This is a genomic window from Nocardioides faecalis, from assembly GCF_018388425.1.
GTDB lineage: Bacteria > Actinomycetota > Actinomycetes > Propionibacteriales > Nocardioidaceae > Nocardioides > Nocardioides faecalis.
Genome location: NZ_CP074406.1, coordinates 1551383 through 1575529, shown reverse-complemented (window position 1 = coordinate 1575529; position 24147 = coordinate 1551383). Strand labels below are relative to the sequence as shown.

The following is a 24147-nucleotide window of genomic DNA, read 5'->3' as shown; positions in this document are numbered from 1 at the left end:
TCTCGCTGACCTGCGCCGAGGTGCCTAAAACGGCGCCTGACCTGCGAAAACGTCTTTCAACGTCTTCCAGCGTCAGGCGCCGTTTTCCGTTCGTCTGCGGCCCCAGCGCGGCCCCACGAGCGCGCTGCGGTCCACGGCCCCGAAAGCGCAAGCTCCCCACCAACGTGGGCATGGTCCGGACGCCCGCGGCTGTTCAGTCCGAGACGCGGGGCCGGCAGTGCTGGGCTCGGCGCTATCGGGAGATCACCACCTTCAGCGCGTTGGTCTCCGCGGCGCGCCCGAAGGTGTCGTAGGCGTCCATCATCTCGTCGAGCTTGAAGTGGTGGGTCGCGAACTTCTCGGCCTCCAGCTTGTGCTGCGCGACCAGCTTCAGCAGCATCGGCGTGGTCGAGGTGCTGACCAGGCCCGTCGTGATCGTGAGGTCCATGATCCACAGGTCCTGCAGCTGCAGCTCGACCGGCCCTCCGTGCACGCCCACGTTGGCGATCGAGCCACCGGGCCGGACGATCTTGGTGCAGGCGTCGAACGTCGCCGGGATGCCGACGGCCTCGATCGCCACGTCGACGCCGAGCCCGTCTGTCATCGCGAGCACCTGGTCGCGCCAGTCCGCGTCGCCGCTGTTGACAGCGTCGGTCGCCCCGAAGCGCAGCGCCTGGTCAAGCCGGTTGGCGTCGAGGTCGAGGGCGATGATCCGGGCCGCGCCGTAGAGGCCGGCGGTCATCATCGCGGCCAGGCCGATCGGTCCGGAGCCGACCACGGCGACCACGTCGCCGGGCTTCACCCGGCCGTACCTGACGCCGATCTCGAAGGAGGTCGGGAGGATGTCGGACAGCATGATCGCGGAATCGTCGCCCACGCTCTCCGGCAGCTTGTAGACGGAGTTGTCTGCGAACGGCACCCGGACGAGCTCGGCCTGGGTGCCGTCGATCAGGTGACCGAAGATCCAGCCGATACCGCTCGCGCCCTCGTCGGCCAGGCAGTGCGCGTACAGGCCCTGATGGCAGTACGAGCACGCACCGCAGGCGCTGACGCACGAGAGCAGCACCCGGTCGCCGACGGCCACCGTCGAGACCGCGGAGCCCACTTCGGTGACGGTGCCGACGCCCTCGTGGCCGAGGATCCGACCGTCGGTCACCGCCGGCACGTCTCCCTTGAGGATGTGCAGGTCGGTGCCGCAGATCGTCGTCGTGTCGATCCGCACGACGATGTCGGTGGGTTGCTGGATCTGGGCATCGGGGACGTCCTCCCACGCCTTCTTGCCGGGGCCGTGGTACACCAGTGCCTTCATCTGTCCTCCTGTGCTGGTCGTCAGCCGCTCGGTGGGACGAGGAGCGGTGGGCCCCGCTTCCGGCTGTGGGCTCCCGAAGGGTTCGGAAGATCCTCGTGATCCATGCTGCGCCCATCTTCGTGCGGTGGCCACCCCCGGGGCCTTCGGAGCGCGGAGTCAGCGCCTGCGCGTCTTCGTCAGCTCGACGCTCGGCGAGATGGCCGCGGAGCGGTAGGCGGTCTCGCGCGCGCTGTCGGCGCTGCGGCTGACCCCCGTCATGTTCGAGGCGGGGCCCGCCCGCGGCCACCCGGCGAGCTCTACCGGGCCTGCCTCGCCCAGGGCGACGTCCTCATCCGAGCACCTGAGGCACGATGTCTCACCTCGCGAGCGATTCACTTCAGTGCGGCACATCGACGCTGAAGGATCAGTGCGCGAGCCGCATGCCGACCGACTTGGGGGCGGTCTCCACGAAGCCCATCGACTCATAGAGCTTGCGGCCCGGCGCGTCGGCCATGAGCGTCACGTAAGGCTCTGCTGGCGCGGCCTCGGCGATCTGGGCCAAGAGGTCGGCGAGCACGCGTCGTCCCAGTCCGCGTCCTTGCTGCTCTGGCAGCGTCGCCATGTCGGCGATGTGGAAGTACCAGCTGCCGTCGCCGATGACCCGCCCCATCGCAACGGCCCGTCCCTCGTGCTTCACAACGCTCCAGCACCAGCTGCCGCTCAGCGCGCCCTCGCCTTCCACGGCCAGCTTCGGCGTCAGCCCCGAGGCGGCCCTCAGGACCAGGTACTCCTCGAGGGTCGGGGGTGTCCGAACCAGGCCTGCTGCGGCATCTCCCACCCGGTCGAGGATAGGTGGCGCGAGTTCAGGCCGCCGAGCGAGCGGTCTACTCGCAGACGATCCCGTCCCCGTCACGGTCCTGGTACCAGTCGTACTCGGCGTCCACGCCGGAGACTCCGGCGCGACGACCTTCTCGGTCAGATCGTCGACCTTGGCCTCGAGGTTGCTGCGCTCCCCCGTCAGGGTGCGCACCTGGGCGGTGAGCTTCTCCTTCTCACCACCGTCGCCGCGGGTGGCGACCCTCGCCGATGCGGCTCGGACCGCCGCCTGCGAGAACGTGGAGTACGACGTACTGGTCGAGTCGGCGCACGCGAAGAAGTCCCCGACCCCGTCGACCAGCGTGATCACCCGCGGAAGGTGGAGCAGGTGCCGCCGGCCCCGCGCGGGGCTGGTTCCGTCGGGCGGGAGACGCGCTACGCATCCCGGTGAGCGGGATAGCACCGGAGCGGCGGACTCACGCACTCCTAGCGTGACGCGAGACACACTCGGCCGGTCTTCGACGGTCCCCGGCCCGACCTACTTGGAGGATCAGTGAGGAACCGCATCATGACACGGCACCGTGTCGCCGCCGCGCTTCTGGCAACCACGCTGCTGGCGGCTGGATGCGCCGGCTCGGACGGCTCCGGCGGCGAGAAGACCCCCTCGTCGCTGAGCAAGGAGGAGATCTACGCTGCCGGCCTGGTCGGCGAGCAGCAGGCCGGCGACCCCGTCGACGGTGGCACCCTCACCCTGGCCGACTACTCCGAGGCGCGCAGCCTCGACCCCACGAAGACCATCCCCAACGGTGCCGCCGGCGGCAACGCGCTCGCGGCGGTCTACGACGTGCTCGTCCGCTACGACCAGGAGTCGAACTCCTTCCAGCCTTGGCTCGCGGAGTCGCTGACGTCCGATGACGACACGACCTGGACGCTGAAGCTGCGCCAGGAGGCGGCCTTCTCCGACGGCACCCCGCTGGACGCCAACGCCGTCGTCGGCAGCGTCGGCTACTACATGGAGAACGCCGGCTACAACACGCTGCTCCTGGCGACCAACATCAAGGACATGAAGCCCCAGGGCGACGACACGGTCGTCTTCACCCTGCACAAGCCCTGGAGCACGTTCCCCAACATGCTCGCCAGCGGTCCCGGCATGATCATGGCACCGGCTGCCTACCGGGGCGGGCCGGACAAGTTCACGCCCATCGGCGCCGGCCCGTTCATCCTCGACGAGTACAAGCCGGCCGAGGAGCTCGTGCTCAAGGCGAACCCGGACTACTGGAACGGCAAGCCTCACCTCGACAGCGTCCGGTTCGTGTGGCTCGCCAGCGATGACGACCGGGTGAAGTCGCTCGCCGACGGGACCGTCGACGCCGCCAACATCCGTGCCCCGCAGGCGCTCGAGAAGGCACGCAAGGACGGATTCCGCGGCCTCATGTTCCCCAACGGCGTGGGCAGCATCTACTGGCTGAACAACCGTGAGGGCCGCGCTGCGTCCGACGTCCGGGTCCGGCAGGCGATCAACTACGCGATCGACCCCGAGGCCGTCGCGCAGCGCGTCAACGGCGGTGCCGGCCTTCCGGGACGCAACATCTACTCCCCCACCGCCCCGTACTTCGCGGAGGTCGAGACGGCGGACTTCGACCGTGAGAAGGCGACGGCCCTCCTGGAGGAGGCCCAGGCCGACGGGTACGACGGCAAGCTCACCTACATCGGGCAGTCGGACCAGGCGTCGCAGACGCAGGCCGTCACCATCGAGGCGATGCTGGAGGCCGTGGGCTTCGAGGTCGAGCTCGACCTGCTGCGCAACATCGCTGACCAGACCGAGCGGATCTACGTCACCCACGACTACGACATCGCGGTCGCCGGCATGAGCATCCCGGACGAGGACCCGTACTCGCGACTCGCGACGAACCTCAACAGCAAGTCGCCGCAGAACCCGTCTGGCTACGCGAACCCGGAGATGGACGCCCTGCTCGACAAGCTCCAGGCGGCCTCGGGCGAGGAGTCCACCGACCTGCTCAAGCAGATCAACGAGCTCTGGCAGGAGACCATCCCCGGTGTCGCGATGGGCGCCGGCGCGTTCTTCATCCCCTGGAACGACAACGTGGCCGGCGTACAGGCCACCTCCGAGACGCTCCTCCTCCTGGGCGACGCCTGGAAGAGCTGACCGCCAGGCACCACGAAGGAGCCCCCACCCGGTCTCGGGTGGGGGCTCCTTCGCGTTGGCCTGCAGGGCCGCGCGTCAGCGGTACGACGGCGCGAGCAGCTCCCACGGCCGGGCGGCCTCGAGCTGGGTGGCCAGCGCCAGGAGGGTGCCCTCGGCACCGAGGTCGCCGATGAAGTGCGCACCCACCGGCAGCCCTGCGGCGTCGATCCCGGCGGGCAGCGACATCGCCGGCATGCCGGTCGCGTTGGCGACGGCGGTGAAGGACGAGTAGTCCCCGCCCCGCTGCCACATCGCGACCGGATCGGACGTGTCGAGGTAGCCCAGCTCGGGAACGGGAAGCGGCAGCGTGGGAGTCAGCAGCAGGTCGAAGCGCCCGAACATCTCGCCGAGCTGCCAGCCCGCCCGCTGCACGGCCGCCAGTGCGTCGTACACGTGGACGGGGGTCATCGTCGCCGCGTAGTGGTCGTAGAGCATCCGGGTGAAGGGCTCCAGGTCGTCGTCGCGCAGCGTGCGCCCGAGCACAGCGAGACGGTGGGTGACGTCGGCGAGGAGCGAGACGCCCATCAGGTCGCCGAAGCCGCGCATCAGCAGCTCGTGGTCGTAGGCCAGCACGGTCTCCTCGACCTCGTGGCCGAGCTCCTCGCAGAGCGCGGCGGTACGGCGCACGGCCGCCACCACCTCGGGCGAGACCTCTCCCCCGTCGGCGCGACGGTCGACCACCCCGATCCGGAGCCGGGCCGGTGACAGGACCGCCTGCTCGGCGAAGGGCGTCGAGGGCCTGGGCGCGGCAAGCGCGTCCCCGCGAAGCGGGGCCGACGACAGGTCGAGGAGCAGCGCGCTGTCTCGCACGGACCGGGAGACGACGTGGTTGACCGGGAGTGGCGCCGCCAGGTTGGACGCCACGGGGTACGGGGTCACCCGGCCGCGGCTCGGCTTGAGCCCGAACAGGCCGCAGGCCGAGGCGGGGATCCGGAGCGAGCCGCCACCGTCGTTGCCGTGGGCGACCGGCACCATGCCGGACGCGACCGCGGCCGCGGCGCCTCCCGACGAACCACCCGCCGAGTGGGAGTACGACCAAGGATTCCGGGTCGGACCGTGCAGGACGGGCTCGGTGCTGGCGTTCTTGCCGAGCTCGGGGCTGTTGGTGGTGCCCAGCATGACCATCCCGGCCGCGCGATAGCGCCTGACCAATTCGCTGTCGACCGCCTGCACGTCGCCGGCCCACAGCCGGCTGCCGCGGGTGAGCGGCAGCCCGGCGACCTGAATGCCGAGGTCCTTCACCAGCGTGGGCACCCCGTGGAGCGGACCGTCCGGCAGGCCGGCGTCGACTTCGGCCAGGGCCTGCTCGAACCGCTCGGCGACCACCGCGTTGAGTGTGGCGCCGTGCTTGTCGATCCGGGCGATCGCATCCTCGACGACCTCGCGGGCCGACACCTCGCCCGACCTGATGGCCGCTGCGGTGGCGATCGCGTCGTCGTACGTCATCTGCTCAGCTCCTGCACGTGGTGGCAGGCCACGAACTGGGCGGCGGCGACCTCCCGGAGCTGGGGCTCTTCCAGCGCGCAGCGCTCGGTCGCCAGCGGACACCTGGTGCGGAACCGGCAGCCCGAGGGCGGGTCGAGCGGTGAGGGAAGGTCGACCGCGACCGGTGGCGCCTCCGCAGCGTCCCCGCCGGCCCCGGGCACGGAGGCGAGCAGGAGCTGTGTGTAGGGGTGGCGCGCGTCCTCCAGCGACGAGGACGGCAGCACCTCACAGGTCTTGCCGAGGTACATCACCAGGACGCGATCACTGATGTTCTTGACGACCGCGACGTCGTGGGCGATGAAGACCATGCTCAGCCCCACGCGCTCGCGCGCCTCCTCGAGCAGGTTCAGGATCTGGGCCTGGACCGACACGTCCAGGCTGGAGACCGGCTCGTCGCAGATCAGCACGTCGGGGTCCACCGCGATCGCGCGGGCGATGCACACGCGCTGGCACTGGCCGCCCGAGAGCTCGTGGGGGCGGCGCTCCCGGACGGTCTGGGGGTCGAGGCCGACCGACAACAGGAGCTCGTCGACGAAGGTCTCCTCGTCGCGGTCGCCCCAGCCCCAGATCCGGAGTCCCTCGGTGACGAGGTCCTTGACCTTGCGCCGGGGGTTGAGCGCGGACACGGGGTCCTGCAGCACCAGCTGCATGCGGGCGCGTGCCTTCCTCATGTCCCGCGGCCTCATCCCCGAGAGCTCCACGTCGCCCAGCCGCACCGACCCGGACGTCGGCGGCGGGAGCTGCATGATGGCCCGTCCAGCGCTCGACTTGCCGCACCCGGACTCGCCGAGGATGCCGAGGGTCTCCCCCAGCAGCAGGTCGACGTTGAGACCGGACACCGCGTGCACGGTCCCGGCGGAGACGGGGAACTCGACGACCAGGTCGTCGACGACGAGGGCCCGCTCCTGCGAGGGCCGCAGGTGTGCCGTACCGCTACCGGCCACGGGTCGCCCCCTCCAGCACGATCGGGTAGTGGCAGGCGACCTGTCGGCCGCCCGCCCCGGGTGTGTCCGCGGCGGGCAGGGACGCCAGCACCGGCGAGACATGGCCGCAGTGCTCCTCCGCGCGTGCGCAGCGCGGCCGGAACCGGCAGCCGGCGGGCGGCCGCGCCATGTCGGGCGGGGTGCCCTCGATGGTGCGCAGGCGCGTGTGCGGTGGGTCCTCCAGCCGCGGGATGGAGCCCAGCAGGGCGTCGGTGTAGGGGTGCCGTGCGTCGTCGAAGACCGACCCGGTGGCGCCGGACTCGACCGTGCGGCCGGCATACATGACCTGGACCCGGTCGGTGCGCCCGGCAACGGCGCCGAGGTCGTGGCTCACCAGGATCATCGCCATGTGACGATCAGCCACCAGCGAAGCGAGCAGGTCCAGGATCTGCTTCTGCACGGTGACGTCGAGCGCCGTGGTGGGCTCGTCGGCGATCAGCAACCTCGGTCGGCACGCCAGCGCGATGGCGATCACCACCCGCTGCCTCATGCCACCGGACAGCTCGTGGGGGTACTGGTCCATGCGACGGGCCGCCTCGGGGATGCCCACCTCGCGCAGCATCTCGACGCCCCGCTTCCGGGCCTCCGAACGTGAACAGCCGAGGTGGCGGCACAGGGTCTCGGTGAGATGCGTGCCGATCCGCTTGACGGGGTTGAGGGAGGTCATCGGGTCCTGGAAGACCATCCCGATCTCCGGCCCCCACAACCGGCGACGCTCGCTCGGCTTGAGCCCGTGGACGTCCACCCCGCCGACGCGGACCGAGCCGGTCACCGTCGCCGTACGGCTGTTGCTGACCAAGCCCATCACGGTGCGGCCGAGCACGGACTTGCCGCAGCCGGACTCACCGACGAGGCCGAGGGTCTCGCCGGCCGTCAGGCGGAACGACACGCCGTCGACGGCGCACACGTCACCGCGCGGCGTGTGGAAGACGGTACGGAGGTCCTCGACCTCCAGGAACGGCGACGTCACAGCTTGGCGCTCCTCGGGTCCCAGCGCTTCTGCGCCTTCTCCCCCAGCAGGTTGAAGGAGAACACGGTCAGGAACAGGCAGATGCCGGGCACGACCACGATGAAGGGGTGCTTCTCCATGACCCCGCCCTGCCCCTCGGCGATCATGTTGCCCCACGTCGGCTCCGGCTGCTCGATGCCGATCCCCAGGAAGGACAGCGACGCCTCCGCCACGACCAGCACCGAGATCATCACGATCGCCAGGGACAGCACCGGCAGCAGGACGTTGGGCAGGACCTCCCGCAGCATCAGCCGCACCTGGCCCGCGCCGATCGCGCGGGCCGCCAGGACGTACTCCCGCTGCGCGACGGTGATCGTGTTCGCCCGCGCGAGTCGGACCATGCTCGGGATGGTGAGCAACGACAGCGCGAACGCGATGGCGCGCACACTCGGCTCGAGGACGGTGCCGAGCGCGATGAGCAGGATCAGTGGCGGCACAGCGAGCAGAGTGTTGGCGAGGATGCCGACGACGCGGTCGGTGGCGCCCCGCACGAAGCCGGAGACCAGCCCGACCAGACCGCCGACGACGGTACCGATCAGAACGGCAAGGAGGGCGACGACCAGCGACGTCCGCGCACCGTGCACAGTCCGGGAGAGCACGTCGAGGCCGTAGTTGTTGGTCCCCAGCGGGTGCTCGGCGCCGAGGCCGCCGGGCTCGGCGAAGATCGGCGAGGACAGCCCGGCCACCGAGTCGGCGTGGTTGCCCAGCGGAAGCCACGGAGCGAGCGCCGCAGCGGCCAGCAGGAGCGTCAGCCAGGCCATGGCGAGCCAGAAGACGACGTCGACCGGCTTTCCGCACACGACCTGGGCGAGACGGCCGAGGCCGTTGATCGCGACCAACAGCCCGGCGACGAGCAACAGCACCCGCACGAGCGTCACCAGGGAGGTCATCTCCCACGCACACCACGCCAGGACCAGCCCACCGACCAGCAGTCCGGCGCCGACGAGGCCACCGGCCCTGCGGCGATCGCGGGTCGGGGCGGAGGCGGGCAGGGTCACCGGCAGGGCCGGGTCAGACGTGAGCACGGCGGGTCCTCGGGTCGAGCAGGCCATAGGAACGGTCGATCAGAGCGTTGCTGGCGACATAGATGACGGCGATGACAAGAACCGCCCCCTGCACCACCGGGTAGTTGCCCTGGTTGGCGGCATCGATCACCAGCTTGCCCATCCCGGGAAGCGAGAACAGGTACTCGACGATGACAGTGCTGCCGACGAGCCTGCCGATGCTCAGCCCCAGGACGGTCACCAGCGAGAACGACGAGGGTCGCAGCGCGTCGCTGAGCATGATCCGGATCGGCGACATCCCCCGGGCCCGGGCGGCAAGGATGAAGTCCTCCCGCAGCGTGGTGACCAGGTCGGCACGCAGGATCCGGGTGAACATGGCCGCCTCCATCAGCGCGATCGTCAGCGCCGGCAGGAACGCGTGGGCAAGGTTCTGGGCGATGCCGTCTCCGGGCCGGACCCACTCGTTGCGCGGGAAGAGCCCGAGCGCGTTCACCAGGACCGCGATCAGCAGCAGCCCGATCAGGAACGACGGCATCGACAGCAGCGCGAACGTGGCCACGCTGACGGCCCGGTCGACCCGGCCGCCCTGGTAGTAGGCCGACCACATCGCGAGCGGGACCGCGATCAGCAGCGCGAGTGCGAGGCCGAGGACCGCGAGCTCCAGGCTGACCGGCAGCGCGGAGACGATCCGGTCGAGGACGCTCGTCTGCGGCGGGACCAGCGACGTGCCGAGATCACCGGTCAGGACGCCCCCGAGCCAGTCGCCGTACCTGACGAGCATCGGATCGTTCAGGCCGAGCTGCTCGCGCAGCTGCTCGTACTCCTGCGGTGTCCGTCCCTCGCCGAGGACCGCGACCGCCGGGTCACCGGGGACGAGCGCGAGGAGCAGGAACACCCCGACGCTGACCAGGAACAGGACGGCCAGCAGCTCCAGCAGAGGAACGAGGATGCGTCGGGCCACGGCAGGAATCTCCCACCGCCTCATCCGGAATGGTGGGACGCGTCCCACTCACCGGGCGAGGAGGCGTAGCCCTCGGGCTTGCCCCAGCTCGCGGTCCGGGAGGTACGGCGTTCCACCAGCACGCAACGGGTGCCGGTGTAGTTGGTCGGCATGCACTTGTTGCAGTGGATGCACAGCGACCGGCGGGCGGCGTCGGCCTGGATCCGGTTGACCAGGTCGGGCTCGCGCAGCAGGGCACGCGCCATGGCGACGAACGCGAAGCCCCCGGCCATGGCGGTGTCCATGACGTCGCGGCTCGTGACGCCCCCGAGCAGGATCATCGGCAGGTCGACGGCGGCACGGACCTGCCGGGCGTCCTCCAGCAGGAACCCGTCGGTGTAGGGGTAGTGCTTGAGAAGGCGGTGGCCGATCATCTTCACGCCCGCCTTGATGGGCTGCGGCATGACGCCGGCGAACTCGTCGATCGGCACGTCGCCCTTGAAGAGGTACATCGGGTTGAGCAGCGAGCTGCCCGCAGTCAGCTCGAGGGCGTCCAGCGTGCCGTCCGCCTCCAGCCACTGCGCGACCGGAATCGCCTCGTCGAGCCAGAAGCCGCCAGGCGCTCCGTCGTCCATGTTCAACTTCGCGATGATCGCGATCCGGTCGCCGACGGCGTCGCGGACCGCCTGCATGACCTCGCGGGCGAGCCGCGCGCGGTTGCGCAGGCCGCCGCCGTACTCGTCGTCGCGGTGGTTGAGCTTCGGGCTCAGGAAGGAGCTGGCCAGATAGTTGTGGCCGAGGTGCACCTCGACGGCATCGAAGCCCGCCTCGACTGCCTTCCGGGCGGCGTGACCGTGCGCCGCGACGATACGTCGTAGGTCGGCGACGGTCGCCTCCCTCGACTTGTTCATCGCGATGACGTTGACCCGGGCGCTCGGGGCGAGGGCAGGTGAGCCGTTGCCGCGCGCCTCGGCGACCGGGCCACCGTGGCCGATCTGCGCGGAGATCGCGGCGCCCTCGGCGTGCACCGCATCGGTCAGCACGCGCAGCCCGGGCATGGCCTCGTCGGTCCACAGGATCTGGTGCCGGTCGGTCCGGCCGTCCTTGTCCACGGCGCAGTACGCGACCGTCGTCATCCCGACGCCGCCGCGGGCGTAGGCGACGTGGAAGTCGACCAGGTCCTGCGTGACCCGGCCTCGGTGGCTCAGGCCCTCGTACGTCGCCGCCTTGATGGTGCGGTTGCGCAGGGTCAGCGGGCCGATCCGTCCCGGGCTGAACACGTCCGGTGGGTTCACAGCGCGACCGCCGGCCGCACGACCTTGCCGGTCGCGTTGCGCGGCAGCGGCTCCGCGGTGACCCGCCAGCGCGTGGGCACCTTGTAGTGCGCGATCCCCTCGGCGGCGTACTCCTCCAGCGCAGCGACGAGGGCCGCCGCGTCCGTCCCGGCCGCGGCCGGAACGACGACGGCGGCGACCTCCTGACCGAGGTCACCGTGCGGGACACCGAGGACGACGACCTCCCGGACGTCCGGGTGCTCGGCCAGCAGCGCCTCGACCTCCGCCGGATAGATGTTCTCGCCGCCACGGATGATCAGGTCCGAGCGGCGTGCCGCGAGCCGGATGCGTCCCTTCTGGTCGAGCGACCCGATGTCACCGGTCCGCAGCCAGCGCTGGTGGTCGAACGCCGCGGCCGTCGCCTCGGGGTTCTCCCAGTAGCCGAGCATGTTGTAGGCGCTGCGGACGCAGATCTCGCCCTCCTCGCCCGCCGGCAGCGCGTTGCCCATCGGGTCGCGAACCTCCACCTCCACGCCCAGGATCGGCGAGCCCAGCGTGCCCGGCGACTCGGCGAGATCCATCGGGGTCGCGACGGCGACGGCCGTGCACGACTCTGTCAGGCCGTAGCTGTCGACGAGCGCCCCGGCGAACGGCAGGTGGGACCTCAGCCGGTCCTTGAAGGCGGGGCTCGACGGGGCGGACGCGAGCGAGAAGGCGTAGAGGGATGACGTGTCGTAGTCCCCCACGTGGTCGAACTCGAGGAGCCGGTTCGCCATCGTCGGTACGGCGCCCCAATGCGTGACCCGCGCGTCCTGCACGAGCTGGAGCACCCGCGTGGGGTCGAAGGCGCCGAGGTGCAGGGCGACCGTGGACCCGGTTGCCAGGCGCGGCACGGCGAGGTTGTGCAGGCTGCCGACGTGGAACAGCGGCATCGCCAGCAGGTAGACCTTGTCCTGCGGTGCCACGGGGTCGCCGTACTGCGCGGCCATCGCGTCCATGCTGCGGTGGAAGCCGACCACGGAGCACAGGTTGCGGTGACTGTGCGTCGCACCCTTGGGTCGGCCCGAGGTGCCCGAGGTGAAGAGGATGACCGCGGGGTCGTCCTCTACGACGTCGGCCTCGGGCAGCGGTGCGTCAGGGTAGGCGGCGGCGAGCCGCTCGTGGCCGTCCTCGATGCTGATGACGGGGACGTCGATCTCGCCGAGGTGCGCGCGGCGGCGCTCGTCTGCCACCACCAGCGCCGGCCTGGTGAGCTCGAGGGCGTGCCCCAGCTCCCGCGGCGACCACCAGGCGTTGCAGCCGACCGCGACCGCGCCGATCGAGACCGTCGCCCAGAAGGTCTCGATCCATTCCTGGGAGTTCGCCGCCGCGATCGCGATCCGGTCGCCCTTGCCGATGCCGTGCTCGGTGCGCAGGGCGTGGGCGAGGGAGGACACGCGGCGCAGGTGCTGAGCGAAGGTGACCGTGCCGTCCAGGGTGCGCAGGTAGGTCCGGTCGCCGTGCGCCACCGACGCGGCGAGCACCTCGTGCAGGGCGCGGTATCGATCCGCGAAGACCTGCACCGGCGCTCCCAGGACGTCCTCCACCACCAGCTCACTCACTGCCGTGCTCATGGCGCCGAGTATTCGCGGCGGGCGCGCGGCCGGAGCTGTCGTATCCCGGTCACCGGGACGTCGTGGCGGGCGTCGGCGGCCGCCGGGATCCGGGTCAGCAGGAGCGCGTCGTGAGCGCGGTGAGCGCCTGGGCGCCGCCGTCGACGAACACGACCTGGCCCGCCATGTGGGTGTTCTCCGGTGCCAGCAGCCACAGCAGCGCGTGGGCGATCGCCTCGGGCGGTGCGTAACCGTTGAGCGGCATCGGCACGGCGGCGTCCATGACCGACTTCCACTGTGGGTCGGAGACGAGCTCCTCCGTCATCGCCGTGAGTACGACGCCGGGCGCGACCGCGTTGACGGCGATCCCCGCACCGGCGAAGTCGGCGGAGACGGCCACACGACGAAGCCACTGGTTCAGCGCGGCCTTCGTCGAGGAGTAGATCTCGTGCAAACGGCCGCCGACGACTGCCGCCTCGGCGGCCTCGAGCGCGGCCTGCTCCGACCCCGACAGGCAGGCCTCGACGATCGCCGGGTCGGTGGGCTGGGTCGAGGAGATGGAGCTGACGAGGGCCACGCGTGGCGCCCGTGAGCGGGCCAGCAGGGGCGCACGAGGTCGACGGTGCCGAAGTAGTTCACGCTCACCTGCGGGGCGCCCGCGCGGCTGAGGCCCGCGCACGTCACGAGGCCGTCCAGCGCACCGTCACCCACCTGCGCGAACACCGCGGACGACGCGGCGTCCCGGCCTGCAGGTGACGACAGGTCCGCGCACACCTCTGCTTCGCGCAGGTCGACGCCGATCACGCGGTCGCCGCGCTCGCGCAGGAGGGCCGCCGTCGCTGCCCCGATGCCCGAGGCCGAGCCGGTCACCACGATGGTGCGGCTCATGCGTCGTGCTCCGCCTCGTCGTCGTACCGCGGGCCCAGCAGGAGCCGCGAGGCGAGCCGGACGTCCGCGTCGGCCTCGTCGACCGAGATGACGCCGTTGAGGACGGAGACGAGGACGCCGTACCAGGTCTGCTCGACGATCCGGACCATGCGGAGGTCCTCGTCGTCGGCCTCGTCGACCCGCAGTGCGTCGAGCAGCACGCGGTGGAACGCGGAGTTGGCCTCGGCGTACTCCCGGCCGCCCTGGAGCTGAGCCATGTTGTTCGCCTGGAGCATCGCGGTCGCCAGCTGGGGACGCTCGAGCATCCTGCGGCCCGCGGCGATGAGGACCTCCGCGACGGCCGCAGCCCGCGAGGTCTCCGGGGCCCCGCCGGCCGGCGCCGCCGTGCTCAGGTGCTGGATCTGGCTGTGCAGCACGCCGACGAAGAGGTCGGTCTTCGACGGGAAGTAGCGGTAGAGGGTCGCGATCGCGACGCCGGCCTCCTTGGCGACGTCGTTCATCTGCATGCGCTCGAGGCCGTGCTCGGCACCGAGCTTGCTGGCCGCGCGGAGGATGCGCTGGTGGCGGTCCCTCTGCTCGGCGGAGGTCGGCTCGGCGGGCTGCCGGGCCTCGGCGATTCGCGGCACGCGTCACTCCTGTGTCGTCCGGGACGCCCGCGGTCGCCGGGCGCTGCCCCATCCTGAGCCCGCCGGTCTCCGGTGTCCTCGCGAGCTACCGGTGAGTGGGACATGTCCCGGCTCTGATCGGACCACCCGCCGCACACTCCCCTCATGACACGCGCAGACGAGATCAGGCACATCGAGGTGGACGCAGGCCCGCGACGGTTCGCCCGGGGCTGGCACTGCCTCGGCCTGGCTCGCGACCTTGCCGACGGCAAGCCCCACCAGGTCAACGCGTTCGGCCAGAAGCTCGTGGTCTTCGCCGGCTCCGACGGCGAGATCAACGTGCTCGACGCCTACTGCCGCCACATGGGCGGCGACCTGTCGCAGGGCACGGTGAAGGGCGACGAGATCGCCTGCCCGTTCCACGACTGGCGCTGGGGCGGCGACGGCCGGTGCAAGCAGATCCCCTACGCCCGGCGGGTCCCGCTGCGGGCGCGGACGGCGGCGTGGCCGACGATGGTGCAGGACGGGATGGTCTCCGTCTGGAACGACCCTGAGCGGAACCCTCCACCGGCCGACGTGACGATCCCGGCGATCCCGCAGGTCGCCGACGACCGGTGGACCGACTGGCTCTGGTACGAGACGGTCATCGAGGGTGCGAACTGCCGCGAGATCGTCGACAACGTGGTGGACATGGCCCACTTCTTCTACATCCACTACTCGTTCCCGACGTACTTCAAGAACGTCTTCGAGGGCACGAAGGCCCACCAGTACATGGATGGCGCCGGCCGGGAGGACGTGCGTCCCGCGAAGCCGTCGAAACACAACCCGACGGTCCTGGGCACGACGAGCGTCGCGGCCTACCACGGGCCGAGCTTCATGATCGACGAGGTGACCTACCACTACGAGGACATGGACGTCGACACGATCCTGATCAACTGCCACTACCCGATCGACGAGAGCTCCTTCGTCCTGCAGTACGGGATCATCGTGGAGAAGAAGGAGGGCATCTCGGACGAGGACGCGGAGCTGATGGCCGCGAAGACGGGGGCGTTCATCAAGTACGGCTTCGAGCAGGACGTCGCGATCTGGAAGAACAAGGCCCGCATCGACAACCCGCTCCTGTGCGAGGAGGACGGCCCGGTCTACCAGCTGCGCCGGTGGTACCAGCAGTTCTACGTCGACGTCGCGGACGTGACGCCGGAGATGACGGAGCGCTTCGAGTTCGAGATCGACACGACTCGCCCGAACGAGGCCTGGCGGGGCGAGGTCGAGCAGAACCTCGCCGCCCGCACGGCCGGGCGATGACGGCGCCGCGCCCCGACGTCCGCCTCGAGACAGCGCCCATGCAGCCGGTCACCTGCGCGGCGTGCGGCGCCGGCGTCACGGCCCGGAAGAGCAGCTGGGACCAGACCACCCTGCAGTGGACGACCGAGGCGCTCGAGCAGTGCGCCGAGCGCCGCTCCACCGAGCTCACCTCCGACCGGCCCAACCGCAACGCCTTCCCCGGCTGCTCTGCGCTCCGCATGTCCATCCGGGAGGCCGCGGTGCGGGGCGAGCTGGACGTGCTGTCCTACGATCCGCTGAAGTCCAACCCCGACACCCCGGAGCAGTAGCTCATGAGCGACCTCGACCGGTACGGACCCTGGGCAGTGATCGCCGGTGGCTCCGAGGGCGTGGGCGCCGAGCTCGCCCGGCAGCTGGGGGCGGCCGGCATCGACGTCGTGCTGGTCGCCCGCAGGGCCGGCCCGCTCGAGGAGACCGCGGCGTCGGTGCGCGCCCTCGGTCGGAAGGTGCGCACCGTCACCGCCGACCTGACCGATCCGGCCGCGGTGGACGCGATCACCTCCGTGACGGATGACGTCGAGGTCGGCCTCCTGGTCTACAACGCCGGAGCCAACACCCATGGCCGGCCGTTCACTGCCGGTAACCTCGACGGGTTCCGAAGCGTCATCGACCTCAACATCACGGCGATGCTGGCGCTCACCCACCACTACGCCGCGCCGATGAGGAGTCGTGGTCGGGGCGGGATCCTGCTGGCCGGCTCCCTCGCCGGCTACGTCGGGACCTCCACCGAGGCAGTGTACGGCGGCGCCAAGGCGTTCTCGCGGATCTTCGCCGAGGGCCTGTGGGCCGAGCTACGAGAGCACGGCGTCGACGTGCTCGAGCTGGTGCTGGGCGTCACCCGCACCCCGGCCATGGAGCGCGCAGGGCTCAACTTCGACGTCCCCGGCATGCACGTTTCGGACCCGGCCGACGTCGCCCGTGAGGGCCTGGCTGCGCTCCCCCACGGCCCGGTGCACGTGATCAGCGGCAACGAGCAGCTTGTCGACATGCGGTCCACCGGCGACCGCGCCCGGCTCGTCGCGGGGACCGAGAAGGTCATGCGCCGGCTCGTCCCCCCGCGTTGAGGCCGGGGGCCCGCGGCGGGGCGGTTCAGTCGACGACGTTCAATCGCCGGCTGCGGGCGTCGACGTCGGGGAACAGGTCCGCGGCGATCCGGCGGGCGGCGCTGACCACCAAAGGCGCCATGCGCTCGAGCGTCGTGCTTGCCGCGGCAACGACCGAGATCGAGCCGACCGGTCCACGGGGGCCACGCACGGCGGCGGCCACGCACGCGATGTCGGGGTAGCACTCCCCCCGCTCGAGGGCGAGGCCTCCGCGCGCGCGGACCCGGGCGAGCTCGCCGTGCAGGACATCCAGGTCGGCGATCGTGGCGGCGGTGCGGGCGGGCAGCTCGCTTCCGACCAGCTCGTCGACCTGCTCGGGCTCGAGCCACGCCAGCATGGCCTTGCCGAGTCCGGTGCAGTGTGCGGGCGCCGAGCCGCCGACGCGCGACGGGACGGCAGCGGCGAAGCGACCCCCGAGCTTGTCGAGGTAGCGCACCCGGCCCTCCTCGAGGACGGCGAGGTGGATCACCGCGCCCGTCTTCAGCAGCAGATCGTGGAGGTACGGCGATGCGGCGGACCTGAGGTCCGCGTGGTCCCCTGCTCCCCCGCCGAGCACGAGCGAGCGGCGGCCCAGGCCGTAGCCGGCGTTGCCGTGCTCGATCCACTCCAGTCGGACGAGCTGCTCGAGGATGCGGTGCGTGGTCGACCGCGGCAGTCCGGTCGCCTGCACGATGTCCTCCAGGCCCAGCCAGGTCCGGCGGGTCGTGAAGAGATCGAGGATCAGCGTCATCCGCTCCACCATCGACGGCGGGAGCTCCCGCGCTGTGCGGGATGCCGTCGCGACAGCCTCGCCCATCTGCTCCATCGTCAAGACCGACATCACGGCCCCCGTCCCCAGGTCAGAACTGAAATGAATTCTAGTGACGAAGGTAACACCGACCGACCGATGCCCGGAAGAGCATTTCTGAAATTCGTTCTACTTCCGGTCACTGGGACCACAGGGCGTGCGCACTGCCGGCCGGCGGCTTGGATGGACGGCGAGCGAGGGAAGAGGAGCGAGCATGCGCGTGGGCATCACGAGCCCGGTGGTCACCGGCCTGCCCGGATTCTTCGGGGCCTGGGAGCAGGATGCCGGGATCGAGGAGCTGGCCACGATCGCCGACGCCGCCGATCGACTGGGGTTCGACCACCTCACGTGCTCCGAGCACGTCGCCGTGCCGACGGCCATCGCCGAGCAGCGCGGCGGGCGGTACTGGGACCCGCTCGCGACCCTGTCGTTCCTGGCGGCGCGGACCACCCGGATCCGCCTCGCGACGCAGGTCCTGGTGCTTGGCTACCACCACCCCGTGGCGATCGCCAAGCGCTACGGCACGCTCGACCTGCTCAGCGGAGGCCGACTGGTCCTCGGGCTCGGGATCGGCTCCATCGAGGAGGAGTTCGACCTCCTCGGCGCCGACTTCGCTGGACGTGGGGCGGTGGCCGACGACGCCCTCCCTGCGCTGCGAGCCGCCCTGTCCGGCCGCACGCCGACGTACGACGGTGCACGCTTCGCCTTCTCGGACGTCGTGGTCGAGCCGTGCGCCGTCCAGCCGCGGGTGCCGTTCTGGATCGGCGGCCACACCCCGCGCAGCCTGCGGCGGGCGGTGGAGCACGGTGACGGCTGGATCCCGTTCGGCCTTCCCCACGACCGGCTCCGCGAGATGCTCGACCGGGCCCCCCTGCCCGACGGCTTCGAGGTCGTCCTCGGAGCCGGACGTCCGGTCGACCCGGTCGGCGAGCCCGATCGCACCCGCCGCGCCCTCGAACGCACGGTCGCGGCCGGCGCCTCCGTCGTCAACGTCCACGTCTCCGCCACCTCGGCGGACCACTACGTCGACCAGCTCGCGCGCCTGGCCGAGCTGGCCGGGCTCGCCGAGCTCGCCCTGACCGCGCCGCAGGAGGGCACGTGACCATCGAGGAACGACTCCAGCGACTGGAGGACGTCGTCGCGATCACCCAGCTCGTGGCGTCGTACGGTCCGCTGGTCGACGCCGGTGAGGCCGAGCGAGTCGCTGAGCTGTGGACCGAGGACGGGATCTACGACGTCGATGAGTACTACATGGGCAGCCGTGCCGAGGTCGACGCGATGGTCCGCTCCGACGCCCACCAGGGCCTGATCGGCCAGGGCTGCAGCCACTTCCTGGGCCCTGCCCACGTCACGGTCGACGGCGACCGCGCCGTGGCTGTCTGCGAGTCGGTGCTGCTGGTCAGGCACGGCGACCGCGTCTTCCCTGCCCGAATCGGCGCCAACCACTTCGAGCTCGCCCGTACGACGACGGGCTGGCAGACCACGCGGCGCACGACGCGCGGCCTGGACGGGGGCACGGACGCCCGCGACCTGCTGTCCCGAACCGGCCGGATCTGATCGCTCAGAACCGGGAGCGGACCTCCGGGCCGCACACCTTCACGCCACCTGGCTCGTCGAGGTTCCAGGTCAGCTCGAACGTCCGGCGGTAACCGGTGCGGAGGATCCGCCACTCACCGTCGGAGCGCACGTAGGTGTCGGAGTAGATCGCGCCGCCCTCGAGCGCGAAACGGTGGGCATCGACGATGACCTTGTCGTGGAGATACCACGTTCCCGTCGCCCGGTCCGGGTCATCGCGGTCGAGGTCGATCTCGGGATGGTGCGCCTGGTGCATCGTCAGGACGCCCTGGCCCATGTTGCGTCGCATGTAGTCGACCAGCGACCCGGGGTCGTCGAAGGCGAGGCCGTTGTAGTCGGCGGTCGCGTCCACCGCGAAGCAGGTCGCGAAGCCCACCCACTCCTTGGTGTCGAGGGTGCGCAGGTATCGGTACTTCAGCCGGGTGATGGCGGCGACGTCGTCGGCTGCAGTCATGCCCTGAACCTAGGCAGCCGCGGATCTCCGCAGTTCGCGACATGCCACTCATCGGGACGGCACGGGCGGATCAGAAGTGGAGCCGGCCCGGCCTACGCCGTCAGGATCATCCGACAGATCGGCCGCGCCTCCTACCGACCCGACGACCGTTTCACCAGCTTGGCCACGACCACCCGCGACTTCGTGTAGTGGAAGCGCCCGTTGCGGTACACGGTCCGGTCACTGCAGCTGATCAGCACCAGCCGGTGGGCTCCGGTGGTCCTGAAGTACCGCTTGGGCAGCTTCCGGTTCCGGTCGTACGCCCGGTTCTTGATCACCTTGTACCGGTACGTCTTGCCGGCGCTGCGCACAGTCACGGACTGACCAGGCTTGGCCCGCCGCAGTCCCCACATGGCTCCGGGGCGGTCGGACCAGTCGGAGACGTGCCCGCCGACCACCGTGGCGCCGATCTTGTCGCCGAATCGTGCCGACTTCCGGAGCCATGCGGTCACGGCCACGTCGGAGGACAGCTTCATCCGACCACGGGAGGTCGTCGTCGGCATCACCCGGGCGCGCAAGCCGAACCCTGGCGCCTTGATCCTGTCCTGCACTGCCCGTCGGGCCAGGGCGTCACCCTGTCCACCGAGGAAGCCGGAGAATCCGCCGTCGATCACCGGCACGGCGTACCTCGGCTTGGCCACGGTCGTGGTCTCGGACGCGAGGCCGCACCGCGTCGAGGCCGCCTGGGCGGCGCCCGTCTCCCGGGTCGACACCTGCCAGGTGTAGATGCCCGGCCTGGAGAGCTTCACCGCCGGAGTCCTGGACCAGCCGTTCGTGGCACTCCACCTCACGGTGCGCGCCAGGTTCGACCGGCCGCAGGACGCGCGGGCGCGCGAGCTGAACGGCCCGTAGAGCCGCGCGGTGGCTGGCACCGAGGTTCCCGGAGCCAGGCCGCTGACCAGGACGCGGTCGTAGAAGGACTGCCCCGGCTTGACCCGCTCCTGCGAGGTGCGGGTGCGGATCCGCGGCTGGGTCCGCGGCGGGGTGACGGGCGGGTCCACCTCCACGACGGCGGAGTCGGGCGACGACGAAAGGTCTTCGCCGGTCGCGTACGTGCCGGTCCCCCGGGCGGTGTTGCGCAGCCCCGCACCGTCCAGGTCTGCCGCCGTCACCGTGTAGACACTGGTGCAGACCACGCTGTCGCCGGGTGCCAGCTCAGCCGGCTCAGCGGGGCACGTCGCGGCCGGCAACGTGCCGGACCCGGTGAAGCTGTCCTCGACGACCGCAATGTCCTCGACAGGGACGTTGCCGGTATTGGTGACCAGGAAGGAGTAGGTCACCTGTTGGCCGACCGCCGTGACGGTGGCTGGGCTCGCGGTCTTCTCCAGGCTCAGAGCCGGGGCGGCGCCGAGCGTGATCGTCGCCTGCGCCTCGGGCGACCGGACGTTCTGGCCGATCGGGCTCACGCCGGAGGCCACGGCGGTGTTGACGATCCGACCCGCCGCGTCCGCCTGCTCGGCGTCGACGACATAGGTGCCGGTGCAGGTGGTGGAGATCCCCGGGTCCAACAGGTTCTCCTCGCAGACCAGCGCCGCCGAACCGACGCGGTCATCGGTGACGTCGATGTTGGACACCGTGGATCCGCCGGTGTTCCTCACCGTGTACTGGTACTCGATCTCCTGCCCCGCCTCGTAGGGCCCGGGGGTCTGCACGGTCTTGGTGAGCGCGAGCGCCGAGACCAGTGGGACCCTGACGGACGCCTCCGGCGAAATGACGTTGTCGCCCCCGGGACTCACCGCCGTGGCGGTGGCCGTGTTCTGGACCGAACCGGCCGCCGCATCGGCCGCCGTGACGGTGTACGTACCGCGACAGACGGTGGTGGAGCCTGGAGCGGGGGCCGGCGGCAGCGTCGTGCTGTCACAAGTGATCGCTCCGGTAATCCGGTCGTCGGTGATGTCGAGGGTCGACAGGGTCTCCTGGCCGGCGTTGGTGACCGTGTACTGGTACGGGATCACGGTGCCGGGGGTGATCACCGCCGGCAGCGGCTCGCCGGACCTGTCCACCTGCTTCTCCAGCTGCAGCTGGGAGAGCGGTACGACTGACTGCACCACAGCGTTGCGGATCAGGTGCACGTCGTTCTGCCCTCCTGTGGCGGCGGAGAGGCCGAACTTGTAGGTGCTCGGCAGGCCCGCGGGAGCCGGCACGTCCAGCTCGGTGATCCACGGGTCGTCCGCGTCGGCCGGGTTGTACCGGACCTGGACGATCACCCGAGGCTCGGGCGCGGGCGTCACCTGGATGTTCACCTGGCGCCAGGAGCCGGCCAAGGTGCGGGCACGCAGCGTCCCGGTGCCCCCGTTCAGGGTCGTCCCGGGGTTGTCCGGGTCCGCCGGCGCCGCAGGCGTGGTCGAGGCCAGGTAGCAGTACCCGACGGTCCCCTGACCCGGGCCGCGCAGGGTGATCACGTTGGGCGCTACCGACCCATCGGCGGTGGACGGGGAACCCTGGTCGGCGGGGCAGCCATTGCCCCGGGCCTCGCCGTCGTCGTAGTAGTTGCCGTACGCGTCGAGCCCGACGCCGAGCAGTCCGCCGTCCACCCCGGGCTCGAACGCGCCCGACCCGACCCGCCGCTGGGCATATCCGAGGCTGCCTCCCGGTGCTCCGGTCGCCGTCAGGTCGGTGGCGCCGTCGACCAGGAAGAACCCGATGCCGTCGGCGCCGGTGCCGCCGTACTGGAACTGGTCGAACGTGATGGAGACACCGGCAGAGGCGGGGACCGGTCGGTTGTAGAGCACGCTCCCGGCGGTCTGGAGCCGTTCGTCGGTCAGCTGGAGGTATCCCGGAGTCCCGATCTCCGGCACGTCGCCAACCCGGGCGTCCGCACAGGTGGGGATGCTCGCTGCGCCGGCCGGGGGGTCGTCGGTGGCGCCGGTCAGGCAGGTCCGCCCCTGCACGGTCCAGGCCGGGTCGGCCACCGTCGCACCGGTGAAGGTCTCCGTGACGATGGTGCTGCCCCCCGTCGGGGGGGCGGCGGAGGAGGCCGGCGCGACCGCCAGTGCCGTCGCCGCGATCAGGAAGGCCGTCATTCCGCTGACCACTCGTCGTAGGTTCGCCATGGTGTCCCCCTTCGGAACGAGGGCCTCCGCCTCCGGGCATCCACCGACCGGCCGAGGCACGATGTTTCACCTTGCGATGGATCCGCCTGGGGGGAACAGGGCCCTATGACCTACCTCCAGCTATGACCATGTCCTCCTATCACCATTCCCTATGACCTTGTCCTCCTCTGCCCTTGATCCCGTCCGGCCCGTACGACGTGGTGCGCCGTACGTCCCACGCTGGCTAGCCTGACCCGATGGAGCGGTCGTGGCCGCTGACCGGCCGGGACGAGGAGCTGCGCAGGGTCGTGTCGGCGATCCGTCACGGCGCGGCGGGCATCGTGGTGGCGGGCCCGGCCGGAGTGGGCAAGACCCGGCTCGTCCGCGAGGCGCTGGCGGTCCCCAGCGGGCGCGGCGCGAGCGTGGTCTGGGCGCACGGCAGCACGGCCGCCCGGCCGTTCCCGCTCGGCGCCTTCGCCGGTCTCCTTGACGTGCCGACGGGGGACGCCGCCCAGACCATCGCCCGGGCGTTGGACCAGCTCGTCGTGGGACGCGCTGACCTTCGTCCACTGGCGAGTCGCGCCTGAGCGCGCCCAGGCACTGCTTCCCCCCGGGCTGGAGGTGGACGTGTATGACGGCTCGGCCTGGGTGGGCCTGACGCCGTTCGTGATGGGCAACATGCGTCCTTTGGGTGTGCCCGATCTCCCGGGCAGCCTCCGCGTCCCGGGATCGCAGAGACTTCCCCGCGTGGCCGACGTCTCGAGCACTCCGGAGACCAACCTCAGGACCTACGTGCGCGGACCCGACGGGCGTGACGGGTTGTGGTTCCTGACCATCGACGCCGGCAGTACGGCCCTCTCGGCCGTCTACTGGTCACACCGGTCGAGCACGAGCCTTGGCCACTGCGACGGGCGAGCCTGCGGTCACTGGACCAGAACCTCACCGACTCCGTCGGCCTGCCTGGCCTGGACGAGCCGGCCCTCGTGCACTACTCCGACGGGGTAAAGAAGGTCCGATTGGGTCGGCCTGCCGTGGTCGCCTGACTCCGAGGCGTGCTTGTCATGCCGCCCCGGCGGTTCCGCGATCGCGGCGCTGGGGACTCTCCCAGCCCTCACCCGCCAGGACTCAACACCAGCTCGAGGACCGACCTGGCGGTGGCCGGATCCGTGGGATGCGCGAGCATCCCCTCGACGGCGTACGTCGTCAGCCGGGCCCGGGCTTGCAGCTCCCGGTCCGGGACGCCCTGCCTGGCAAGCCCCTCCATGACGAACGAGTCCATCAGGGCATGGAACCCTTCGTGCCAGTTCGCCACGACCTCGGCCTGCTCGCTGCGGGCGTGGACGACGCCGATCAGGTTGCTCCGCCGTTGGAGATGGCCGAGGGTCCACAGCACCTGGTCCACCAGGTTCGCTGCCTCCGGAGCCTGGTCCAGCTGCCGCAGGGCGTCAGCGAGCAGGTGGTCCAGAGCGGCGACCAGGAGCGCGTCCTTGTCCTCGACGTACCAGTAGATCGTGTTCGGGGTGACGCCCGCAGCCCGGGCGATGCGGGTCATCGAGCTCTGCTCGAAACCGAGCTCGGTGAAGAGATCCGCGGCGGCCGCGACGATCTCGTGGAGCTTCTCGTCGCGGTCGCGACGACGTCGGTTCGGCGGCACGGCCCGATGCTACTTGAATGCCGTTCAAGAACCTGCCTACGTTCTTGCACGCCATCCCAGACTGCCTCAGCGCTCCCACCTGCACGGAGG

At 70.8% G+C, this 24147-nt stretch carries 23 protein-coding genes and 1 pseudogene; 9 read left to right on the top strand and 15 right to left on the bottom strand.

Going from position 1 to position 24147, the window contains the following annotated elements; all coding sequences use genetic code 11:
• Positions 1-232 precede the first annotated feature (232 nt).
• The gene (locus KG111_RS07250; protein WP_205291424.1) at positions 233-1288 is read right to left on the bottom strand and encodes a zinc-dependent alcohol dehydrogenase family protein; all 1056 of its coding nucleotides are present in this window, start codon (positions 1286-1288) and stop codon (positions 233-235) included.
• A gap of 403 nt (positions 1289-1691) precedes the next feature.
• Positions 1692-2453 (bottom strand): GNAT family N-acetyltransferase, encoded by a 762-nt coding sequence (locus tag KG111_RS07245; RefSeq protein ID WP_205291425.1) that lies wholly within the window; start codon positions 2451-2453, stop codon positions 1692-1694.
• A 198-nt stretch (positions 2454-2651) separates the two neighbouring features.
• Between KG111_RS07245 and KG111_RS07240 the strand changes: the two genes are divergently transcribed.
• The gene (locus KG111_RS07240; RefSeq protein ID WP_205291426.1) at positions 2652-4250 is read left to right on the top strand and encodes an ABC transporter substrate-binding protein; all 1599 of its coding nucleotides are present in this window, start codon (positions 2652-2654) and stop codon (positions 4248-4250) included.
• Positions 4251-4325: 75 nt separating this feature from the next.
• Here KG111_RS07240 and KG111_RS07235 read toward each other — a convergent pair whose 3' ends face one another.
• The 9 genes from KG111_RS07235 to KG111_RS07190 all read right to left on the bottom strand — a co-directional run bounded on the left by KG111_RS07235 (position 4326) and on the right by KG111_RS07190 (position 14090).
• On the bottom strand, positions 4326-5735 hold the full coding sequence (locus KG111_RS07235; RefSeq protein ID WP_205291427.1) for an amidase: 1410 nt from the start codon (positions 5733-5735) through the stop codon (positions 4326-4328).
• The gene (locus tag KG111_RS07230; RefSeq protein WP_205291428.1) at positions 5732-6718 is read right to left on the bottom strand and encodes an oligopeptide/dipeptide ABC transporter ATP-binding protein; all 987 of its coding nucleotides are present in this window, start codon (positions 6716-6718) and stop codon (positions 5732-5734) included. The genes KG111_RS07235 and KG111_RS07230 overlap by 4 nt, the downstream gene beginning before the upstream one ends.
• A complete protein-coding gene (locus KG111_RS07225) occupies positions 6708-7727 on the bottom strand; it encodes an ABC transporter ATP-binding protein (protein ID WP_205291429.1) in 1020 nt (339 codons plus the stop codon). The genes KG111_RS07230 and KG111_RS07225 overlap by 11 nt, the downstream gene beginning before the upstream one ends.
• Positions 7724-8791 (bottom strand): ABC transporter permease, encoded by a 1068-nt coding sequence (locus KG111_RS07220; RefSeq protein ID WP_205291430.1) that lies wholly within the window; start codon positions 8789-8791, stop codon positions 7724-7726. Before KG111_RS07220 ends, KG111_RS07225 begins: the two co-directional genes overlap by 4 nt.
• A complete protein-coding gene (locus tag KG111_RS07215; RefSeq protein WP_205291431.1) occupies positions 8778-9731 on the bottom strand; it encodes an ABC transporter permease in 954 nt (317 codons plus the stop codon). The genes KG111_RS07220 and KG111_RS07215 overlap by 14 nt, the downstream gene beginning before the upstream one ends.
• 20 nt (positions 9732-9751) lie before the next feature.
• Positions 9752-10990, bottom strand: coding sequence for an NADH:flavin oxidoreductase (locus KG111_RS07210; protein ID WP_249666343.1), 1239 nt, complete (start codon positions 10988-10990; stop codon positions 9752-9754).
• Positions 10991-11001: 11 nt separating this feature from the next.
• Positions 11002-12597, bottom strand: a complete 1596-nt coding sequence (gene casG, locus KG111_RS07205) for a steroid-24-oyl-CoA synthetase (RefSeq protein WP_205291433.1) — start codon at positions 12595-12597, stop codon at positions 11002-11004.
• A gap of 94 nt (positions 12598-12691) precedes the next feature.
• Positions 12692-13153 carry an SDR family oxidoreductase gene (locus KG111_RS07200; protein ID WP_249666342.1) on the bottom strand — a complete coding sequence of 154 codons (462 nt, stop codon included), beginning with the start codon at positions 13151-13153 and terminating at the stop codon, positions 12692-12694.
• A 307-nt stretch (positions 13154-13460) separates the two neighbouring features.
• A complete protein-coding gene (locus tag KG111_RS07190; protein ID WP_205291434.1) occupies positions 13461-14090 on the bottom strand; it encodes a TetR/AcrR family transcriptional regulator in 630 nt (209 codons plus the stop codon).
• A gap of 144 nt (positions 14091-14234) precedes the next feature.
• Between KG111_RS07190 and KG111_RS07185 the strand changes: the two genes are divergently transcribed.
• Genes KG111_RS07185 through KG111_RS07175 form a run of 3 tightly spaced genes read left to right on the top strand, consistent with a single transcriptional unit; the run spans position 14235 to position 16477 of the window.
• On the top strand, positions 14235-15374 hold the full coding sequence (locus tag KG111_RS07185) for a 3-ketosteroid-9-alpha-monooxygenase, oxygenase component (protein WP_205291435.1): 1140 nt from the start codon (positions 14235-14237) through the stop codon (positions 15372-15374).
• Between the two features lie 38 nt (positions 15375-15412).
• Positions 15413-15682, top strand: coding sequence for a hypothetical protein (locus KG111_RS07180; RefSeq protein ID WP_205291436.1), 270 nt, complete (start codon positions 15413-15415; stop codon positions 15680-15682).
• Between the two features lie 3 nt (positions 15683-15685).
• Complete coding sequence (locus tag KG111_RS07175; RefSeq protein ID WP_205291437.1) at positions 15686-16477, top strand: SDR family NAD(P)-dependent oxidoreductase; 792 nt, start codon at positions 15686-15688, stop codon at positions 16475-16477.
• 25 nt (positions 16478-16502) lie between these two features.
• Here the strand turns inward: KG111_RS07175 and KG111_RS07170 are convergent, their stop codons facing one another.
• Positions 16503-17336 carry an IclR family transcriptional regulator gene (locus KG111_RS07170; protein WP_205291438.1) on the bottom strand — a complete coding sequence of 278 codons (834 nt, stop codon included), beginning with the start codon at positions 17334-17336 and terminating at the stop codon, positions 16503-16505.
• A gap of 181 nt (positions 17337-17517) precedes the next feature.
• Here KG111_RS07170 and KG111_RS07165 point away from each other — a divergent pair, with 181 nt between their 5' ends.
• Together KG111_RS07165 and KG111_RS07160 are read left to right on the top strand one after the other, a co-directional pair.
• Positions 17518-18405, top strand: a complete 888-nt coding sequence (locus KG111_RS07165; protein ID WP_205291439.1) for an LLM class F420-dependent oxidoreductase — start codon at positions 17518-17520, stop codon at positions 18403-18405.
• Positions 18402-18860 (top strand): nuclear transport factor 2 family protein, encoded by a 459-nt coding sequence (locus KG111_RS07160; protein WP_205291440.1) that lies wholly within the window; start codon positions 18402-18404, stop codon positions 18858-18860. The genes KG111_RS07165 and KG111_RS07160 overlap by 4 nt, the downstream gene beginning before the upstream one ends.
• Before the next feature lie 4 nt (positions 18861-18864).
• On the opposite strand, the gene KG111_RS07155 is transcribed toward KG111_RS07160, so the two are convergent.
• Positions 18865-19332 (bottom strand): nuclear transport factor 2 family protein, encoded by a 468-nt coding sequence (locus KG111_RS07155; RefSeq protein ID WP_205291441.1) that lies wholly within the window; start codon positions 19330-19332, stop codon positions 18865-18867.
• Positions 19333-19463: 131 nt separating this feature from the next.
• Positions 19464-22394: a DUF7507 domain-containing protein gene (locus tag KG111_RS07150; protein ID WP_205291442.1), complete on the bottom strand. Its 2931-nt coding sequence runs from the start codon at positions 22392-22394 to the stop codon at positions 19464-19466.
• A gap of 266 nt (positions 22395-22660) precedes the next feature.
• On the opposite strand from KG111_RS07150, the gene KG111_RS07145 reads away from it, so the two are divergent.
• The 3 genes and pseudogenes from KG111_RS07145 (at position 22661) to KG111_RS18550 (ending at position 23446) form a co-directional block, all read left to right on the top strand.
• Entirely contained in the window at positions 22661-22990 is a 330-nt protein-coding gene (locus tag KG111_RS07145) for an ATP-binding protein (protein ID WP_205291443.1), read from the top strand.
• Positions 22890-23207, top strand: a pseudogene (locus tag KG111_RS18555) (DUF2071 domain-containing protein); the annotation flags it as partial. The gene KG111_RS07145 and the pseudogene KG111_RS18555, both read left to right, overlap by 101 nt.
• Before the next feature lie 17 nt (positions 23208-23224).
• Positions 23225-23446: a DUF2071 domain-containing protein gene (locus KG111_RS18550; protein ID WP_213450030.1), complete on the top strand. Its 222-nt coding sequence runs from the start codon at positions 23225-23227 to the stop codon at positions 23444-23446.
• A 68-nt stretch (positions 23447-23514) separates the two neighbouring features.
• On the opposite strand, the gene KG111_RS07130 is transcribed toward KG111_RS18550, so the two are convergent.
• A complete protein-coding gene (locus tag KG111_RS07130; RefSeq protein ID WP_205291445.1) occupies positions 23515-24057 on the bottom strand; it encodes a TetR/AcrR family transcriptional regulator in 543 nt (180 codons plus the stop codon).
• Positions 24058-24147 lie beyond the last annotated feature (90 nt).

Excerpts from the sequence above, each read along its gene's own strand:
- KG111_RS07165 (WP_205291439.1), top strand. The coding sequence starts at position 17,518 with ATGCGCGTGGGCATCACGAGCCCGGTGGTCACCGGCCTGCCCGGATTC.
- casG (WP_205291433.1), bottom strand. The coding sequence starts at position 12,597 with ATGAGCACGGCAGTGAGTGAGCTGGTGGTGGAGGACGTCCTGGGAGCG.
- KG111_RS07175 (WP_205291437.1), top strand. The coding sequence starts at position 15,686 with ATGAGCGACCTCGACCGGTACGGACCCTGGGCAGTGATCGCCGGTGGC.
- KG111_RS07180 (WP_205291436.1), top strand. The coding sequence starts at position 15,413 with ATGCAGCCGGTCACCTGCGCGGCGTGCGGCGCCGGCGTCACGGCCCGG.
- KG111_RS07185 (WP_205291435.1), top strand. The coding sequence starts at position 14,235 with ATGACACGCGCAGACGAGATCAGGCACATCGAGGTGGACGCAGGCCCG.
- KG111_RS07145 (WP_205291443.1), top strand. The coding sequence starts at position 22,661 with ATGGAGCGGTCGTGGCCGCTGACCGGCCGGGACGAGGAGCTGCGCAGG.
- KG111_RS07155 (WP_205291441.1), bottom strand. The coding sequence starts at position 19,332 with ATGACTGCAGCCGACGACGTCGCCGCCATCACCCGGCTGAAGTACCGA.
- KG111_RS07235 (WP_205291427.1), bottom strand. The coding sequence starts at position 5,735 with ATGACGTACGACGACGCGATCGCCACCGCAGCGGCCATCAGGTCGGGC.
- KG111_RS07250 (WP_205291424.1), bottom strand. The coding sequence starts at position 1,288 with ATGAAGGCACTGGTGTACCACGGCCCCGGCAAGAAGGCGTGGGAGGAC.
- KG111_RS07240 (WP_205291426.1), top strand. The coding sequence starts at position 2,652 with ATGACACGGCACCGTGTCGCCGCCGCGCTTCTGGCAACCACGCTGCTG.
- KG111_RS07170 (WP_205291438.1), bottom strand. The coding sequence starts at position 17,336 with ATGTCGGTCTTGACGATGGAGCAGATGGGCGAGGCTGTCGCGACGGCA.
- KG111_RS07150 (WP_205291442.1), bottom strand. The coding sequence starts at position 22,394 with ATGACGGCCTTCCTGATCGCGGCGACGGCACTGGCGGTCGCGCCGGCC.